Origin of the sequence: Streptomyces sp. CRCS-T-1 (genome assembly GCF_024442335.1) — a bacterium.
Classification (GTDB): domain Bacteria; phylum Actinomycetota; class Actinomycetes; order Streptomycetales; family Streptomycetaceae; genus Streptomyces; species Streptomyces koelreuteriae.
This window is the reverse complement of the sequence record NZ_CP101651.1, coordinates 7181354-7198096: the sequence shown is the minus strand read 5'-3', so window position 1 is coordinate 7198096 and position 16743 is coordinate 7181354. Positions and strand designations below refer to the sequence as shown.

Sequence of the window (16743 nt, the reverse complement as noted above, 5' to 3'; positions counted from 1 at the left end):
CGACCCCCCGCAACCTCATGCCCTCGCCGGACGCCGCCCATGCCCCGCCGGTTCACTGGGAGGACGACCGAGCGTAGTCAGGCCGCTTCGCTGCTCGCAAGGCGTCCACGACGATCTTGGTCGACCGCTCCACGGTGACGATGGCCTGTTCCTTCTCGAGAGTCTGCACCACACCTCCGGGGATGTTGAGCGCCGGCTCGAGGTCCTGAGACTTGCCGATGACCTTGAAACGATAGGGCGCGTTGATCTTGTTCCCGTCGACGCTCACGCCCTTGCCGGAATCCGTGAGATACGTACCGGCGACGACCCGTACGCCGTTCACCTGGATCGCCTCGGCACCCGCCGCACGCAGTTCCTGGACCGCGTCGAGCAGCATGTCCGACTCGACCGTCCCCTTCGTGTCCTCGATGGTCATGGTGATGCCGGGCCCCTGCGCGGCCACCGTGCCCGCCAGGATGCCGAGTTGCCGCTCCTTCTCCACCGTCTGCTTCCGGGCCTCCTCGGCCTGGTCCGAGCTGTTCTCCAGCTCGTCGCGCTGCTTCTCGAGACCCTGCTTCTCGTCCTCAAGACGCTGAGTACGGTCATCCAGTTCATCGAGGATGCGGACAAGATCTTCCTGGCGCGCGCCGCGCAGGGCGCTGTCACTGTCGCTGTTCGACGCCACCTGCACGGCCAGCCCGAAGCCCAGACCGAACAGCAGCAGCGCGACGATCAGTTGGGCCCTGCTGACCCGAGGCGGCCACAACCCCTGCACCAGCCGCTGCCGACCGGTCAGCCGCGGCTCGGGCGCCGCCTCCGGCTCCGGCGCCGCCTCCGGATCGGGCTCCGGCTCGGGGGCGGGGGCGGGGGCGGGGGCGGGGGCGGGGGCGGGCTCCGGGGTGTTCTGTGCGACGGGCTTCGCCGCGGCCACCTCCTGGGGCAGCTCCTTGCGCAGCCGGTTCGCGGACTCGCCGCTCCCGTCGCGCCGCTTCGCGCCCGTGTCGTCGTTCTCCTCGGCGCGCTTGTCGTCGTGCTCGCTCATCGGCCTCACGCCCGGAAGACGTGCCGGCGGATCGCCGCGGCGTTGGAGAAGATCCGGATACCGAGGACGACCACCACACCGGTGGACAGCTGGGCACCCACGCCCAACTTGTCACCCAGGAACACGATCAACGCGGCCACGACCACGTTCGACAGGAACGACACCACGAAGACCTTGTCGTCGAAGATGCCGTCGAGCATGGCGCGCAGACCGCCGAAGACGGCGTCCAGCGCCGCGACGACAGCGATCGGCAGATAAGGCTCGACCACCGCCGGAACCTCAGGCCGGACCAACAGGCCGGCCACGACTCCCACGACGAGGCCCAGTACGGCGATCACGATGTGCCCTTCTCGCTCTTCTCAGTGCTCGGCTGTGCTGTACGTACGATCACACTCGGTGCGGCAGGCAGCCGGAGGTCGTCCTCCGCGGATATGGCCGTCCTGACGCCGTAGCTCTCCTGGAGCGCGTTCAGATACAACCCGTCCGCGCTGTCCTGGAACCGCGTGCTCAGCTCTTGCCCGTCCCCCACCGCCAGCACCGTGTACGGCGGCACCAGCGGTTTGTTGTCGACCAGTATCGCGTCCCCCGCGGCCCTGATCGCGGACAGCGCCGTCAGCCGCTGCCCATTGATGGAGACGGCCTCGGCACCCGACTCCCACAGCCCGTTGACCACGCGCTGCATGTCCCGGTCACGCACCCGACCGGTGTCCGCGAACCCGGAGGCCTCTCGCGGGTCACCGTCACCACCCGCACCGGTGTCCTTGGCGTCGTTCACCACCAGCTTCACGCCGGGACCGTGCACCGCGGCGGCGCCGGACAGGATGCCCACGAGATCGGACCCGGCGCTGCCACTGTGCTTCAGCGCCTCGCGCTGCCGGGCGCTCACGTCCGCGCGCAGCTCGTCGACGGAGTCCTCCAGCTTGTCCGCCGCCTCGCTCTCCCGGTCGATGCGGTCGACCAGCTCTTCCCGCTCCTTGGCGACGACGGGTGCGGCGACCCGGGCCTGTGCCGCTCCGACGGTCACGATCAGGGCCGCGAGCACCAGGCCCGCCGCGAGCCCCAGCTTCGCCCTGAGGGTCTTCGGCAGGCCGGCGTCGCCCGCGGCCTTCTTCCGCTCGGCGGCCTCGGCGTATCCGTCGTCGAGACTGTGGTCCATGACGTTGGTGAGCAACGACATGGACGCATCAGGGCGCCGGGGCCGCGTCGGTGTGCTCCGAATGGGGGGTTGCTGCGGCATGCCGCACATCGTCGCACGTCGCGGCCACTACCTCCGAACGGCCCCACCGGCGTGCCGGACAGGCCCCGTTGAGGACACTTGTCCGGCACGCACGCGTGCAGCTCGTTCTACCGGCCGGCGCTGTCCACGACCGCCGACCACTCGTCCAGCAGGGCCTGCGCGGACGCGTCGTCCGGCCCCTCGGCCCACAGGTGGGTGACGGCCTCCGCCGGGTCGGGCAGCACCATCACCCAGCGTCCGTCGGTCTCCACCACCCGCACGCCGTCCGTGGTGTCCACGAAGCGATCTCCGGCCTCCTCGACGACCCGCCGCATCACAAGACCCTTGACAGCCCACGGGGTCGCCAGATCCCGCTTCAGGACGTGCGCCCGCGGGATCCGGGCGTCGATCTGGCTGAGCGTGAGCTGCGTCCGCGCCACCAGCCCGATGAGCCGTACGAAGGCCGCCGTGGCGTCGTACACGCTGGAGAACTCGGGAACGATGAACCCGCCCTTGCCGTCACCCCCGAAGATCGTCCCTTCCTCACCCCCGACGCGCGTCAGGTCGTCGGGAGAGGTCGTCGTCCACTCGACCTGGGTCCCGTGGTAGGCCGCCACCTGCTCGGCGATCCGGGTCGTGGTCACCGGAAGCGCGACCCTGCCGCTACGCCGCTCGGCGGCGACGAGGTCCAGCATCACGAGCAGCGCCCGGTCGTCCTCGATGATGCGCCCCTTCTCGTCGACGAGGGACAGCCGCTCACCGACCGGGTCGAACCGCACGCCGAAGGCGGCACCGGAGGACGCCACGATCTCCCCGAGACGCACCATCCCCGACCGCCGCATGTCGGCCGTCTCCGTCGGCCTGGACTCGTCCAGACCCGGGTTGATGGTCAGCGAGTCGACCCCGAGCTTCCCGAGCAGACTCGGCAGCACGAGCCCCGCGCTGCCGTTGGACGCGTCCACGACGACCTTCAGCCCGGACTCGGAGATGCCCGTCGTGTCGACGTTCCTCAGCAACGACCCGGTGTACGAGTCGAAGACACTGGCCGGGAAGTGCAGATCCCCGATCTCACCGGGGAACGCCCGACGGTACTCCTGCCGCGCGAACACCCGGTCCAGCTTCCGCTGGCTGCCCTGCGACAGGTCGGCGCCGTTGCCGTCGAAGAACATGATGTCCACGGAGTCCGGCACACCCGGCGTCGTACGGATCATGATCCCGCCCGCACTGCCCCGCGCGGTCTGCTGCCGCGCCACGGGCAGCGGAACGTTCTCCAGGTCCCGTACGTCGATGGCGCTGGCCTGCAACGCGGAGATCACCGCCCGCTTCAGCGCACGGGCACCACGCGAGTGGTCCCGGGCCGTGGTGACGGTCGAGCCCTTCTTCAGGGTGGTCGCATAGGCACCGGCCAGCCGCACGGCCAGCTCCGGCGTGATCTCGACGTTCAGGATGCCCGACACACCGCGGGCTCCGAAGAGGTGCGCCTGTCCCCTGGACTCCCAGATGACCGACGTGTTGACGAAGGCACCGGCCTCGATGGTCTTGAAGGGATAGACCCGCACATTGCCCTGAACGATCGATTCTTCACCGATCAGGCACTCATCACCGATGACCGCCCCGTCCTCGATCCGCGCCGCGCGCATGATGTCGGTGTTCTTCCCGACCACGCACCCGCGCAGATTGCTGTGCGGCCCCACGTAGACGTTGTCGTGGACGACGGACTTGTGCAGAAAAGCACCGCTCTTGACGACCACGTTGGACCCCACGACGGAGTGCTCACGGAGCTCGGCGCCGGCCTCGACCTTGGCGTAGTCCCCGATGTAAAGGGGCCCGCGGAGCACGGCGTCGGGGTGCACCTCCGCACCCTCGGCAACCCAGACGCCTGCGGAGATCTCGAAGCCGTCGATGTCGACGTCGACCTTGCCCTCCAGGACGTCGGCCTGCGCCTTCACATAGCTCTCGTGGGTGCCGACGTCCTCCCAGTACCCCTCGGCGATATAGCCGTAGACGGGCTTGCCTTCCTTCATCAACTGCGGGAAGACATCGCCGGACCAGTCGACGGGCACATCGGCCTCGACATAGTCGAAGACCTCGGGCTCCATCACATAGATGCCGGTGTTCACGGTATCGGAGAAGACCTGGCCCCAGGTGGGCTTCTCGAGGAAGCGCTCCACCTTGCCTTCCTCGTCGACAATGGTGATGCCGAATTCCAGCGGATTGGGAACACGCGTCAGGCAGACCGTGACCAGCGCACCCTTTTCCTTGTGGAAATTGATGAGCTCGGTGAGGTCGAAATCCGTCAGTGCATCGCCGGAGATGACGAGGAAGGCATCGTCCTTCAATGCCTCTTCGGCGTTCTTGACGCTTCCGGCGGTACCGAGTGGCTTCTCCTCATTCGCATAGGTCAGCTCCATGCCGAGCTCTTCGCCGTCACCGAAGTAGTTCTTGACGAGTGAGGCCAGGAACTGGACAGTAACAACTGTTTCATTGAGCCCATGCCTTTTGAGCAGCCGCAGAACGTGCTCCATGATCGGGCGGTTGGCCACGGGCAGGAGCGGCTTGGGCATGCTTGAGGTCATGGGGCGAAGTCGCGTGCCTTCGCCTCCGGCCATCACTACGGCCTTCATGTCGGAAGCGTCCTCCTCTAAGAGACGACGGTCTAGCCGACTTCCCCCGCCAGGATTGTCCCCCACATTTCGACCACGGGCCATCGGACAGCCACGGTGGGACCAATCCGCAAGTTCAGTCGGCCATGGCGTCCGCACGGACCAGGCGGCGGACTTGTACCACGTAGAGGACTCCTGCCCACCAGTACAGCGTTGTACCCCATCCTGCGAACGCCCATCCGAAAATAGCAGCGAGTGACGAGATCCACCCGCTGCCGTCACTGAGCAGGAGCAGCGGGAAGGCATACATCAGGTTGAAGGTGGCGGCCTTGCCAAGGAAGTTCACCTGGGGCGGCGGATAGCCGTGCCGGCGGAGGATGCCCACCATCACCAGCAGAACCAGCTCTCGCGCCAGAAGTGCAGCGGTCAACCACAGAGGCAGAATCTCACGCCAAGTGAGACCGACCAGAGTCGAGAGAATGTAGAGCCGGTCAGCCGCGGGGTCGAGAAGCCGGCCGAGACTGCTGATCTGGTTCCAGCGCCGTGCGAGCTTGCCGTCCAGGTAGTCACTGATGCCGCTCAGGGCCAGTACCAGCAGGGCCCATCCGTCACTCTTGGGCCCACCGAACTCAGGCCTCAAAATCAGCCACAGGAAGAGGGGTACGCCAACGAGCCGAGCCATGCTGAGGATGTTCGGGATGGTGAGCACACGGTCCGTCTGGACGCGAGTCTCCTGAACCTCCACCCGGGGGCCTCCTGTGGGAAACGTGCCAACGATGCTCACTGACCTTACCTCAACGCAAAAAAGCTCTGGCTCTCGGGCTGTGTGCCCAAGAGCCAGAGCTCTAAAAGGAGTTCGGCGGCGTCCTACTCTCCCACAGGGTCCCCCCTGCAGTACCATCGGCGCTGAAAGGCTTAGCTTCCGGGTTCGAAATGTAACCGGGCGTTTCCCCTACGCTATAACCACCGAAACACTATGAAACTGTAAACTGCCGCACCATACCGTGACCTGGGTATGGGGCTGTTCGTGGTTTCAGAACCAACACAGTGGACGCGAGCAACTGAGGACAAGCCCTCGGCCTATTAGTACCGGTCAACTCCACACGTTACCGTGCTTCCATATCCGGCCTATCAACCCAGTCGTCTACTGGGAGCCTTACCCTCTCAAGGAGGTGGGAATACTCATCTCGAAGCAGGCTTCCCGCTTAGATGCTTTCAGCGGTTATCCCTCCCGAACGTAGCCAACCAGCCATGCCCTTGGCAGAACAACTGGCACACCAGAGGTTCGTCCGTCCCGGTCCTCTCGTACTAGGGACAGCCCTTCTCAATATTCCTACGCGCACAGCGGATAGGGACCGAACTGTCTCACGACGTTCTAAACCCAGCTCGCGTACCGCTTTAATGGGCGAACAGCCCAACCCTTGGGACCGACTCCAGCCCCAGGATGCGACGAGCCGACATCGAGGTGCCAAACCATCCCGTCGATATGGACTCTTGGGGAAGATCAGCCTGTTATCCCCGGGGTACCTTTTATCCGTTGAGCGACGGCGCTTCCACAAGCCACCGCCGGATCACTAGTCCCGACTTTCGTCCCTGCTCGACCCGTCGGTCTCACAGTCAAGCTCCCTTGTGCACTTACACTCAACACCTGATTGCCAACCAGGCTGAGGGAACCTTTGGGCGCCTCCGTTACTCTTTAGGAGGCAACCGCCCCAGTTAAACTACCCATCAGACACTGTCCCTGATCCGGATCACGGACCCAGGTTAGACATCCAGCACGACCAGACTGGTATTTCAACGACGACTCCACCCACACTGGCGTGCGAGTTTCAAAGTCTCCCAGCTATCCTACACAAGCCGAACCGAACACCAATATCAAACTGTAGTAAAGGTCCCGGGGTCTTTCCGTCCTGCTGCGCGAAACGAGCATCTTTACTCGTAGTGCAATTTCACCGGGCCTATGGTTGAGACAGTCGAGAAGTCGTTACGCCATTCGTGCAGGTCGGAACTTACCCGACAAGGAATTTCGCTACCTTAGGATGGTTATAGTTACCACCGCCGTTTACTGGCGCTTAAGTTCTCAGCTTCGCCACCCCGAAGAGTGACTAACCGGTCCCCTTAACGTTCCAGCACCGGGCAGGCGTCAGTCCGTATACATCGCCTTACGGCTTCGCACGGACCTGTGTTTTTAGTAAACAGTCGCTTCTCGCTGGTCTCTGCGGCCACCCCCAGCTCAGAGCGCAAAGCTCATCACCGGATGTGGCCCCCCTTCTCCCGAAGTTACGGGGGCATTTTGCCGAGTTCCTTAACCATAGTTCACCCGAACGCCTCGGTATTCTCTACCTGACCACCTGAGTCGGTTTAGGGTACGGGCCGCCATGAAACTCGCTAGAGGCTTTTCTCGACAGCATAGGATCATCCACTTCACCACAATCGGCTCGGCATCAGGTCTCAGCCACATGTGCGACGGATTTACCTATCGCACGGCCTACACCCTTACCCCGGGACAACCACCGCCCGGGATGGACTACCTTCCTGCGTCACCCCATCACTCACCTACTACCAACTTGGGTCACCGGCTCCACCACTTTCCTTTCCCCGAAGGGTCCGGAACGGCTTCACGGGCTTAGCATCACTGGATTCGATGTTTGACGCTTCACAGCGGGTACCGGAATATCAACCGGTTATCCATCGACTACGCCTGTCGGCCTCGCCTTAGGTCCCGACTTACCCTGGGCAGATCAGCTTGACCCAGGAACCCTTAGTCAATCGGCGCACACGTTTCTCACGTGTGAATCGCTACTCATGCCTGCATTCTCACTCGTCAACCGTCCACAACTCGCTTACGCGGCTGCTTCACCCGGCAGACGACGCTCCCCTACCCATCACAGCACCCGTTGGGGCTTGTTGCTGCAATGACACGACTTCGGCGGTACGCTTGAGCCCCGCTACATTGTCGGCGCGGAATCACTAGACCAGTGAGCTATTACGCACTCTTTCAAGGGTGGCTGCTTCTAAGCCAACCTCCTGGTTGTCTCTGCGACTCCACATCCTTTCCCACTTAGCGTACGCTTAGGGGCCTTAGTCGATGCTCTGGGCTGTTTCCCTCTCGACCATGGAGCTTATCCCCCACAGTCTCACTGCCGCGCTCTCACTTACCGGCATTCGGAGTTTGGCTAAGGTCAGTAACCCGGTAGGGCCCATCGCCTATCCAGTGCTCTACCTCCGGCAAGAAACACACGACGCTGCACCTAAATGCATTTCGGGGAGAACCAGCTATCACGGAGTTTGATTGGCCTTTCACCCCTAACCACAGGTCATCCCCCAGGTTTTCAACCCTGGTGGGTTCGGTCCTCCACGAAGTCTTACCTCCGCTTCAACCTGCCCATGGCTAGATCACTCCGCTTCGGGTCTTGAGCGTGCTACTGAATCGCCCTGTTCGGACTCGCTTTCGCTACGGCTTCCCCACCCGGGTTAACCTCGCAACACACCGCAAACTCGCAGGCTCATTCTTCAAAAGGCACGCAGTCACGAGATGGAAGCAAGCTTCCATCCGACGCTCCCACGGCTTGTAGGCACACGGTTTCAGGTACTATTTCACTCCGCTCCCGCGGTACTTTTCACCATTCCCTCACGGTACTATCCGCTATCGGTCACCAGGGAATATTTAGGCTTAGCGGGTGGTCCCGCCAGATTCACACGGGATTTCTCGGGCCCCGTGCTACTTGGGTGTCTCTCAAACGAGCCGCTGACGTTTCGACTACGGGGGTCTTACCCTCTACGCCGGACCTTTCGCATGTCCTTCGCCTACATCAACGGTTTCTGACTCGTCCTGTCGCCGGCAGACGACAGAAGAGAGATCCCACAACCCCGTATACGCAACCCCTGCCGGGTCTCACACGCATACGGTTTGGCCTCATCCGGTTTCGCTCGCCACTACTCCCGGAATCACGGTTGTTTTCTCTTCCTGCGGGTACTGAGATGTTTCACTTCCCCGCGTTCCCTCCACTTGCCCTATGTGTTCAGGCAAGGGTGACAGCCCATGACGACTGCCGGGTTTCCCCATTCGGAAACCCCCGGATCAAAGCCTGGTTGACGACTCCCCGGGGACTATCGTGGCCTCCCACGTCCTTCATCGGTTCCTGGTGCCAAGGCATCCACCGTGCGCCCTTAAAAACTTGGCCACAGATGCTCGCGTCCACTGTGCAGTTCTCAAACAACGACCAGCCACCCATCACCCCACCCTTACCAGGTGAGTTCACTGGGGCCGGCGACTGAGGAAATTTCGTTCCCTCAGACACCCAACAGCGTGCCCGGCCAGCTCCCGTCCGAAGATCAGCGTTCCACGCCCCCAAAGGGAGCAGTACTAGCAGCCTCCGACCCAAGAATCCGGCCGAATAGTCAACGTTCCACCCATGAGCAACCAGCATCAGACGTTCGCTGATGTACTGGCCTCTGACCTCACCCCGAAGGGGATCGGTAAGAAGTGCTCCTTAGAAAGGAGGTGATCCAGCCGCACCTTCCGGTACGGCTACCTTGTTACGACTTCGTCCCAATCGCCAGTCCCACCTTCGACAGCTCCCTCCCACAAGGGGTTGGGCCACCGGCTTCGGGTGTTACCGACTTTCGTGACGTGACGGGCGGTGTGTACAAGGCCCGGGAACGTATTCACCGCAGCAATGCTGATCTGCGATTACTAGCGACTCCGACTTCATGGGGTCGAGTTGCAGACCCCAATCCGAACTGAGACCGGCTTTTTGAGATTCGCTCCACCTCGCGGTATCGCAGCTCATTGTACCGGCCATTGTAGCACGTGTGCAGCCCAAGACATAAGGGGCATGATGACTTGACGTCGTCCCCACCTTCCTCCGAGTTGACCCCGGCGGTCTCCCGTGAGTCCCCAGCACCACAAGGGCCTGCTGGCAACACGGGACAAGGGTTGCGCTCGTTGCGGGACTTAACCCAACATCTCACGACACGAGCTGACGACAGCCATGCACCACCTGTACACCGACCACAAGGGGGCGCCTGTCTCCAGACGTTTCCGGTGTATGTCAAGCCTTGGTAAGGTTCTTCGCGTTGCGTCGAATTAAGCCACATGCTCCGCCGCTTGTGCGGGCCCCCGTCAATTCCTTTGAGTTTTAGCCTTGCGGCCGTACTCCCCAGGCGGGGCACTTAATGCGTTAGCTGCGGCACGGACAACGTGGAATGTTGCCCACACCTAGTGCCCACCGTTTACGGCGTGGACTACCAGGGTATCTAATCCTGTTCGCTCCCCACGCTTTCGCTCCTCAGCGTCAGTATCGGCCCAGAGATCCGCCTTCGCCACCGGTGTTCCTCCTGATATCTGCGCATTTCACCGCTACACCAGGAATTCCGATCTCCCCTACCGAACTCTAGCCTGCCCGTATCGACTGCAGACCCGGGGTTAAGCCCCGGGCTTTCACAACCGACGTGACAAGCCGCCTACGAGCTCTTTACGCCCAATAATTCCGGACAACGCTCGCGCCCTACGTATTACCGCGGCTGCTGGCACGTAGTTAGCCGGCGCTTCTTCTGCAGGTACCGTCACTTTCGCTTCTTCCCTGCTGAAAGAGGTTTACAACCCGAAGGCCGTCATCCCTCACGCGGCGTCGCTGCATCAGGCTTTCGCCCATTGTGCAATATTCCCCACTGCTGCCTCCCGTAGGAGTCTGGGCCGTGTCTCAGTCCCAGTGTGGCCGGTCGCCCTCTCAGGCCGGCTACCCGTCGTCGCCTTGGTGAGCCATTACCTCACCAACAAGCTGATAGGCCGCGGGCTCATCCTTCACCGCCGGAGCTTTTAACCTCCACTCAGGAGAGTGGAGGTGTTATCCGGTATTAGACCCCGTTTCCAGGGCTTGTCCCAGAGTGAAGGGCAGATTGCCCACGTGTTACTCACCCGTTCGCCACTAATCCACCCCGAAGGGCTTCATCGTTCGACTTGCATGTGTTAAGCACGCCGCCAGCGTTCGTCCTGAGCCAGGATCAAACTCTCCGTGAATGTGTACCGGTAATCCGGTGCAACACACACGAGAGCGGAACAGTCAGGCGGAATAGGCCCGACCGTTCACAGCGTCCTCGCTGTGTTTTTTCAAAGGAACCTCGTCCCAGCGAATGCTGGAGACGGGGTATCAACATATCTGGCGTTGACTTTTGGCACACTGTTGAGTTCTCAAGGAACGGTCGCTTCCTTTGTACTCACCCTCTCGGGCTTTCCTCCGGGCGCTTCCCTTCGGTGTTCCAAACTCTATCAGTGTTTTTCCGGCCCTCTGACCACCGTCCTGCAGACATGCAGAAGATGACCCCGAGATAGGATCTGACAAGTTTGGGTGCTGCCGGACAAGGACACGATGTTGTGTCGCTCAGCCCCAGGCAGGAGTACGACTGTACACGCGGCCGCGGAGGGCGTGCAAATCCGATTGCGGTATGGTCTAGACCACTCTGGAGTGCCCGCGCGGAACCGGCACTTCAGGTGACATACCCTGCTGAACAGTGTGCCGTCCGGTACCGACAGGGACGGCCCATAACGATCTCCACCCCTGGGAGGCTTCCCATGACCACCGTGACGTCCCCGCTTGCAGGACGCACCATCGGACTGGCAGCCGTGCCGGATCCCGTCTTCTCCGGGGCCATGGTCGGCCCGGGCACAGCGATCGACCCCGTACGTGAGCCCTCCGAGGCCGTCTCCCCCGTGGACGGCGTCATCGTCTCCCTGCACCCGCACGCGTTCGTCGTCGTCGACGAGAGCGGACACGGCGTGCTCACACACCTCGGTATCGACACCGTGCAGCTCAACGGCGAGGGTTTCGAGCTGCTCGTGAACAAGGGTGACACCGTCAGGCGCGGTCAGGGCATCGTGCGCTGGAACCCGGCTGCCGTCGAGGCCGCCGGCAAGTCCGCGATCTGCCCGATCGTCGCGCTGGAGGCCACGGCCGAAGCCCTCTCCGATCTTCGTATCGACGGCGATGTGAAGGCCGGCGACAGTCTCTTCCTCTGGAAGTGACGTCAGTGCCGTCGTAGGACGGCGAGTAGAACAACCAACGCGGCGGCGGGAGTCGCCGCACTATCGGAGACGGGTGAGATGGAGACAACGCTGCGAGGCGTCGGCGTGAGCCACGGTGTGGCGATCGGCGAGGTTCGGCATATGGGAACGGCGGTGCTCGAGCCGCCTGCGAAGCAGATCCCGGCGGACGAGGCGGAGCGTGAACAGGGGCGCGCCCGCAAGGCCGTGGAGGCTGTGGCGGCCGACCTGATGGCGCGCGGCAATCTGGCGGGCGGCGAGGCCCAGGCGGTGCTCGAGGCGCAGGCCATGATGGCCCAGGACCCTGAGCTGATGGCCGACGTGGAACGACGGATCGCCGTCGGCAGCACGGCCGAGCGCGGCGTGTACGACGCGTTCGCCGCGTACCGCGAGCTGCTGGCGGGTGCCGGTGAGTACCTCGCCGGCCGCGTGGCCGACCTCGACGACGTGCGGAATCGTATCGTCGCCCGTCTGCTGGGCGTGCCGATGCCGGGAGTCCCGGACAGCGACGAGCCTTACGTCCTTGTCGCGCGTGACCTCGCGCCTGCCGACACCGCGCTGCTGGACCCGACTCTGGTGCTCGGCTTCGTCACCGAGGAGGGCGGTCCGACCAGCCACAGCGCGATTCTGGCGCGGGCGCTCGGAGTGCCGGCCGTGGTGGCGCTGCCAGGTGCCGGTGAGCTCGCCGAAGGCACGATGATCGCCGTCGACGGCAGTACGGGTGAGATCTTCGTGGACCCGAGTGAGGACAAGAAGGCTGAGCTCGAGGCCGCGGCCGCCGCGCGCCGGGCGGCGCTGGCGGCCTCGACCGGACCCGGTGCCACGGCGGACGGTCACAAGGTGCCGCTGCTGGCGAACATCGGTGGCCCTGCGGATGTGGAGGCCGCCGTCGACGCCGGTGCCGAGGGTGTCGGTCTCTTCCGTACCGAGTTCCTGTTCCTGGACGACAGCAAGCAGGCGCCCTCCGAGGAGAAGCAGGTCGCGGCGTACCGGCAGGTGCTGGAGGCGTTCCCCGAGGGGCGTGTCGTGGTGCGGGTGCTGGACGCGGGTGCGGACAAGCCGCTCGACTTCCTGACTCCGGCCGACGAGCCGAACCCGGCGCTCGGCGTGCGGGGCCTGCGGACGCTGCTCGACCACCCGGACGTGCTGCGCACGCAGCTGACCGCGCTCGCGAAGGCCGCGGAGGGGCTGCCGGTCTATCTCGAGGTCATGGCCCCGATGGTGGCGGACCGTACGGATGCCCGGGCTTTCGCGGACGCGTGTCGTGAGGCCGGGTTGCGGGCGAAGTTCGGCGCGATGGTGGAGATCCCGTCGGCCGCGCTGCGGGCCCGTTCGATCCTGCAGGAGGTCGAGTTCCTGTCGCTGGGGACGAACGACCTGGCGCAGTACACCTTCGCCGCCGACCGTCAGGTGGGTGCGGTCTCCCGTCTGCAGGACCCCTGGCAGCCCGCGCTGCTCGACCTGGTGGCGCTGTCCGCCGAGTCGGCGAAGGCCGAGGGCAAGAGCTGTGGTGTCTGTGGTGAGGCCGCGTCCGACCCGCTGCTCGCTTGTGTGCTGGCTGGTCTGGGCGTCACCTCTCTTTCGATGGGCGCGGCGTCGATTCCCTACGTCCGGGCGACGCTGGCGAAGTACACGCTGGCTCAGTGTGAGCGGGCCGCCGCGGCGGCCCGTGCGTCGGACAGTGCCGAGGACGCGCGCAGCGCGGCGCAGGCGGTGTTGTCGGGCGAGTAGGCCGGGATTGGTCGGCCTCTGGGCTGCCCGGGAGGGGCGCTCCACTTTTGTGGGGCGCCCCTCCCGCGTTTCAGTGGTTGTGTCCCTGTGCGGGCTTCTCCTCTCCGAGGTCGGGCGGCTCGCAGTAGTCGACGTTGGATTCCGGGGAGATGAGGTCGCCGGACTCGACGTCGGTGCAGTAGGCGTCGAAGACCTCTCCCGCGGTGAGCGGGTCGAGTCCGTAGGCGCGCAGGCGCCAGCCGTAGACGCGGTCGGGCATGGCTGGGGCGCTGGCGCGGATGACTAGTCCACCGGGGCTTTCGGTGGCCAGCCCGAGGGCCAGGACGGTGGTGAACTCGAGGGCTTCGGTCTCGTCCAGCTTCAGGGTGTCGCCCGTGTCGGTGGCGTGGAGTGCGGCGATGAGGGTTTCGGGCGGTCCTGTGACGCTGCAGACGAGGTGCCGGTCGCCGGGTGGGGCCGTGTCGAGGATGCGGACGAGGAGGTCCGAGGCCCGGGCGAAGGCGGTGCGTCCGAGGTCCTCGCCGCAGGATGTGCAGGCGCCCAGGCGAGCCAGGAGTGTGGTCGCGTACTCCCAGGTGGCCTGCCGCACGCCCTCGTCGACAAGGGCCGCCAGGAGGTCGGCCAGGGGCTGGCCCTCGTACGGGAGGGTGGGGCCTGTCACCGCGAGTTGGGCCGTGAAGCGGGTGCGGCTCGAGGGGTTGTCGGGGTCCAGGCTCTTCTGTGTGCAGAAGTCGGCGTACTCCTCGGGATCGAAGAGGGCCACCGCGGTGTGGCTGCCCTGCAGGGTCCGTGTCCTGAGGAGCGCCTCCACGTGCTTGAGGTAGGTCGCGTGGTCGTCGAAGGCGAAGCTGCGGTAGCAGCGCATGGCTCGGAAGTCGTGCTCGTCGGTCAGCAGGCCGATGGTGCCGGCGATCTCGCGGCGCAGGACGCGTCGCATGGTCCGGCTGTCGGTGTGCGCCATTGTCTTTCCCCCTGTGCACAGTCGATCAATGCTCACTCACAGTAATCGCAGGCACTGACAATGGGGGCTGACGAGGATGGCCGTTCACTGAATTCGCAGGTCAGCTTGGGTCATGCGCACACTCCCCGCCCACGGCCGTGGTGACGGGGAGTGGCGCGACGCGGCTCTGGACGGCCTCGGTCAGGCGCGTTTGCGGGCGATGTCCTCGTAGAAGGTCAGGAGGTCGAGGTTGTCGATGGAGCCCGGGTTGACCGCTTTCTCCAGGGGCGTGCCTTGGAGGAGGCGTTTGACCGGGACCTCGATGCGCTTGCCGGTGAGAGTGTGCGGGACGCCGGGTACCTCGATGATCTCGTCGGGGACGTGGCGCGGCGAGAGTTGTTCGCGGATGGTCCGCTTGATGCGGTTCAGCAGGTCCTCGTCGAGGGTGGCTCCGGGGGTCAGGTGCACGAAGAGGGGCATCCAGTAGCCGCCGTCGGGCTGCTCGATGCCGATGACGAGGGACTCCTTGATTTCGGGGAGGCGCTCCACGGCTTCGTAGATGTCGGCGGATCCCATGCGGACGCCCTGGCGGTTGAGCGTGGAGTCGGAGCGGCCGTGGATGACGACGGATCCGTGGGAGGTGACGGTGATCCAGTCGCCGTGCCGCCATACGCCGGGGTAGGTGTCGAAGTAGCTGTCGTGGTAGCGGCTGCCGTCGGGGTCGTTCCAGAAGTGGATGGGCATCGACGGCATGGGGTTGGTGACCACGAGTTCGCCGACCTCGGCGACGAGGGGTTTGCCGCTCGGGTCCCAGGCCTGCAGGTCGGTGCCGAGGCAGGGGGCCTGGAGTTCGCCGACATGGACGGGGAGGGTCGGTACGGCTCCGGCAAAGCAGGAGCACACGTCCGTGCCGCCGCTGACAGAGGCGATCCACAGGTCGTCGCGGACCTCGTCGTGGAGCCAGCGGAAGCCGTCGGGCGGCAGGGGCGAGCCGGTCGTGGCGACGCACTGGACCGTGGAGAGGTCGAAGTCGCGGGACGGGTGCACGCCGGCCTTGCGGCAGGCCATGACGTAGGCGGCCGAGGTGCCGTAGAGGGTGGCCCGGGTGCGTTCGGCGATGCGCCACTGGGCGCCGGTGTCCGGGTAGCCGGGGCTGCCGTCGTAGAGGACGATCGTGGTGCCGGTGAGCAGGCCGGAGACGAGGAAGTTCCACATCATCCAGCCGGTGGACGTGTACCAGAAGAAGCGGTCCTCGGGGCCCAGGTCGCAGTGCAGGCCGAGTTGCTTGAGGTGCTCGACCAGGATGCCGCCCTGGGACTGGACGATGGCCTTGGGCAGGCCGGTCGTGCCGGAGGAGTAGAGCACCCACAGGGGGTGGTCGAAGGGCACCTGCTCGAAGACGGGGGTCGTGTCGGCGGAGGTGAGGGCCGACCAGTCGAGGGCCCCGTCGGGTGCCTCGGTGCCGAGGAGGGGGATGTGGACGACGGCGCGCAGGGTGGGCAGTTCGCGGCGCAGTTCGGCGACGGTGTCGCGTCGGTCGTGCTCCTTGCCGCCGTAGCGGTAGCCGTCGACCGTGAACAGCACGACGGGTTCGACCTGCTGGAAGCGGTCGAGGACGCTGCGGGCGCCGAAGTCTGGCGCGCAGGAGGTCCACACGCCGCCCACGGCGGCTGTGGCGAGGAGGGCGACCACGGCTTGGGGGACGTTGGGGAGGTAGCCGCTGACGCGGTCCCCGGGGCGTACGCCGAGGGCGCGCAGTTCGGCGGCCAGGGAGCCGACCTGGCGGCGTAGCTCGGCCCAGCTGACGGGGCGTGGTTCGTGCGTCTCGTCGACGTGCAGGAGGGCCGGTTCGTCCGCGCGGGTGTCGGCCGCGCGCAGGGCGTGTTCGGCGTAGTTGAGGGTCGCGCCGGGGAACCACTGGGCGCCCGGCATCGCCCGGTCCCCGAGCACGCGCGCGTACGGGGTCGAGAAGCGGACGTCGAACCACTCGGTGACGGCTTTCCAGAAGGCGTCCAGGTCGTCGACGGACCAGCGCTGGAGAGCCGCGTAGCCGCCCTCGGCGGGGGCGCCGTGGTGCTCGGCGGCCCAGGTCTGGAACCTGGTGATCCGTGCCCGGTCGATGCGCTCGGCGTCTGGCTGCCAGAGCGGCTGGGGACTAGCGGTCGACATGGTCGGCTCCCGGACTGTGCG

9 protein-coding genes and 3 rRNA genes are annotated in these 16743 nt (G+C 65.0%); 2 read left to right on the top strand and 10 right to left on the bottom strand.

Features of this window, described 5'->3' with window-relative positions; genetic code table 11:
* Positions 1–52: 52 nt before the first annotated feature.
* The 8 genes from NNW99_RS32615 to NNW99_RS32580 form a co-directional block, all read right to left on the bottom strand.
* Complete coding sequence (locus NNW99_RS32615) at positions 53–1021, bottom strand: DUF881 domain-containing protein (RefSeq protein WP_215122730.1); 969 nt, start codon at positions 1019–1021, stop codon at positions 53–55.
* Between the two features lie 5 nt (positions 1022–1026).
* Positions 1027–1359 carry a small basic family protein gene (locus NNW99_RS32610; RefSeq protein WP_003988855.1) on the bottom strand — a complete coding sequence of 111 codons (333 nt, stop codon included), beginning with the start codon at positions 1357–1359 and terminating at the stop codon, positions 1027–1029.
* Positions 1356–2267, bottom strand: a complete 912-nt coding sequence (locus NNW99_RS32605) for a DUF881 domain-containing protein (RefSeq protein WP_215122729.1) — start codon at positions 2265–2267, stop codon at positions 1356–1358. The genes NNW99_RS32610 and NNW99_RS32605 overlap by 4 nt, the downstream gene beginning before the upstream one ends.
* A gap of 98 nt (positions 2268–2365) precedes the next feature.
* Complete coding sequence (locus NNW99_RS32600; protein ID WP_215122728.1) at positions 2366–4861, bottom strand: mannose-1-phosphate guanyltransferase; 2496 nt, start codon at positions 4859–4861, stop codon at positions 2366–2368.
* 115 nt (positions 4862–4976) lie between these two features.
* Positions 4977–5585: a CDP-alcohol phosphatidyltransferase family protein gene (locus tag NNW99_RS32595; protein ID WP_184599460.1), complete on the bottom strand. Its 609-nt coding sequence runs from the start codon at positions 5583–5585 to the stop codon at positions 4977–4979.
* A 109-nt stretch (positions 5586–5694) separates the two neighbouring features.
* A 5S ribosomal RNA gene (rrf, locus tag NNW99_RS32590) occupies positions 5695–5811 on the bottom strand.
* A gap of 92 nt (positions 5812–5903) precedes the next feature.
* Positions 5904–9024, bottom strand: a 23S ribosomal RNA gene (locus NNW99_RS32585).
* A gap of 313 nt (positions 9025–9337) precedes the next feature.
* Positions 9338–10862 (bottom strand): 16S ribosomal RNA (locus NNW99_RS32580).
* The 16S, 23S and 5S rRNA genes sit together here, the layout of an rRNA operon.
* Before the next feature lie 552 nt (positions 10863–11414).
* Between NNW99_RS32580 and NNW99_RS32575 the strand changes: the two genes are divergently transcribed.
* Together NNW99_RS32575 and ptsP are read left to right on the top strand one after the other, a co-directional pair.
* Positions 11415–11864, top strand: coding sequence for a PTS glucose transporter subunit IIA (locus NNW99_RS32575; RefSeq protein ID WP_215122727.1), 450 nt, complete (start codon positions 11415–11417; stop codon positions 11862–11864).
* A 78-nt stretch (positions 11865–11942) separates the two neighbouring features.
* The gene (gene ptsP / locus NNW99_RS32570) at positions 11943–13613 is read left to right on the top strand and encodes a phosphoenolpyruvate--protein phosphotransferase (protein WP_215122726.1); all 1671 of its coding nucleotides are present in this window, start codon (positions 11943–11945) and stop codon (positions 13611–13613) included.
* Between the two features lie 70 nt (positions 13614–13683).
* Here ptsP and NNW99_RS32565 read toward each other — a convergent pair whose 3' ends face one another.
* Together NNW99_RS32565 and NNW99_RS32560 are read right to left on the bottom strand one after the other, a co-directional pair.
* Positions 13684–14574 carry a hypothetical protein gene (locus NNW99_RS32565; RefSeq protein WP_215122725.1) on the bottom strand — a complete coding sequence of 297 codons (891 nt, stop codon included), beginning with the start codon at positions 14572–14574 and terminating at the stop codon, positions 13684–13686.
* A gap of 180 nt (positions 14575–14754) precedes the next feature.
* Entirely contained in the window at positions 14755–16722 is a 1968-nt protein-coding gene (locus NNW99_RS32560) for an acetoacetate--CoA ligase (RefSeq protein WP_215122724.1), read from the bottom strand.
* Positions 16723–16743: the final 21 nt, after the last annotated feature.

Bases quoted from the DNA above. Each gene is read 5' to 3' on its own strand.
- NNW99_RS32615 (WP_215122730.1), bottom strand. From the start codon at position 1,021: ATGAGCGAGCACGACGACAAGCGCGCCGAGGAGAACGACGACACGGGC.
- NNW99_RS32605 (WP_215122729.1), bottom strand. From the start codon at position 2,267: ATGTGCGGCATGCCGCAGCAACCCCCCATTCGGAGCACACCGACGCGG.
- NNW99_RS32600 (WP_215122728.1), bottom strand. From the start codon at position 4,861: ATGAAGGCCGTAGTGATGGCCGGAGGCGAAGGCACGCGACTTCGCCCC.
- NNW99_RS32575 (WP_215122727.1), top strand. From the start codon at position 11,415: ATGACCACCGTGACGTCCCCGCTTGCAGGACGCACCATCGGACTGGCA.
- ptsP (WP_215122726.1), top strand. From the start codon at position 11,943: ATGGAGACAACGCTGCGAGGCGTCGGCGTGAGCCACGGTGTGGCGATC.
- NNW99_RS32565 (WP_215122725.1), bottom strand. From the start codon at position 14,574: ATGGCGCACACCGACAGCCGGACCATGCGACGCGTCCTGCGCCGCGAG.
- NNW99_RS32560 (WP_215122724.1), bottom strand. From the start codon at position 16,722: ATGTCGACCGCTAGTCCCCAGCCGCTCTGGCAGCCAGACGCCGAGCGC.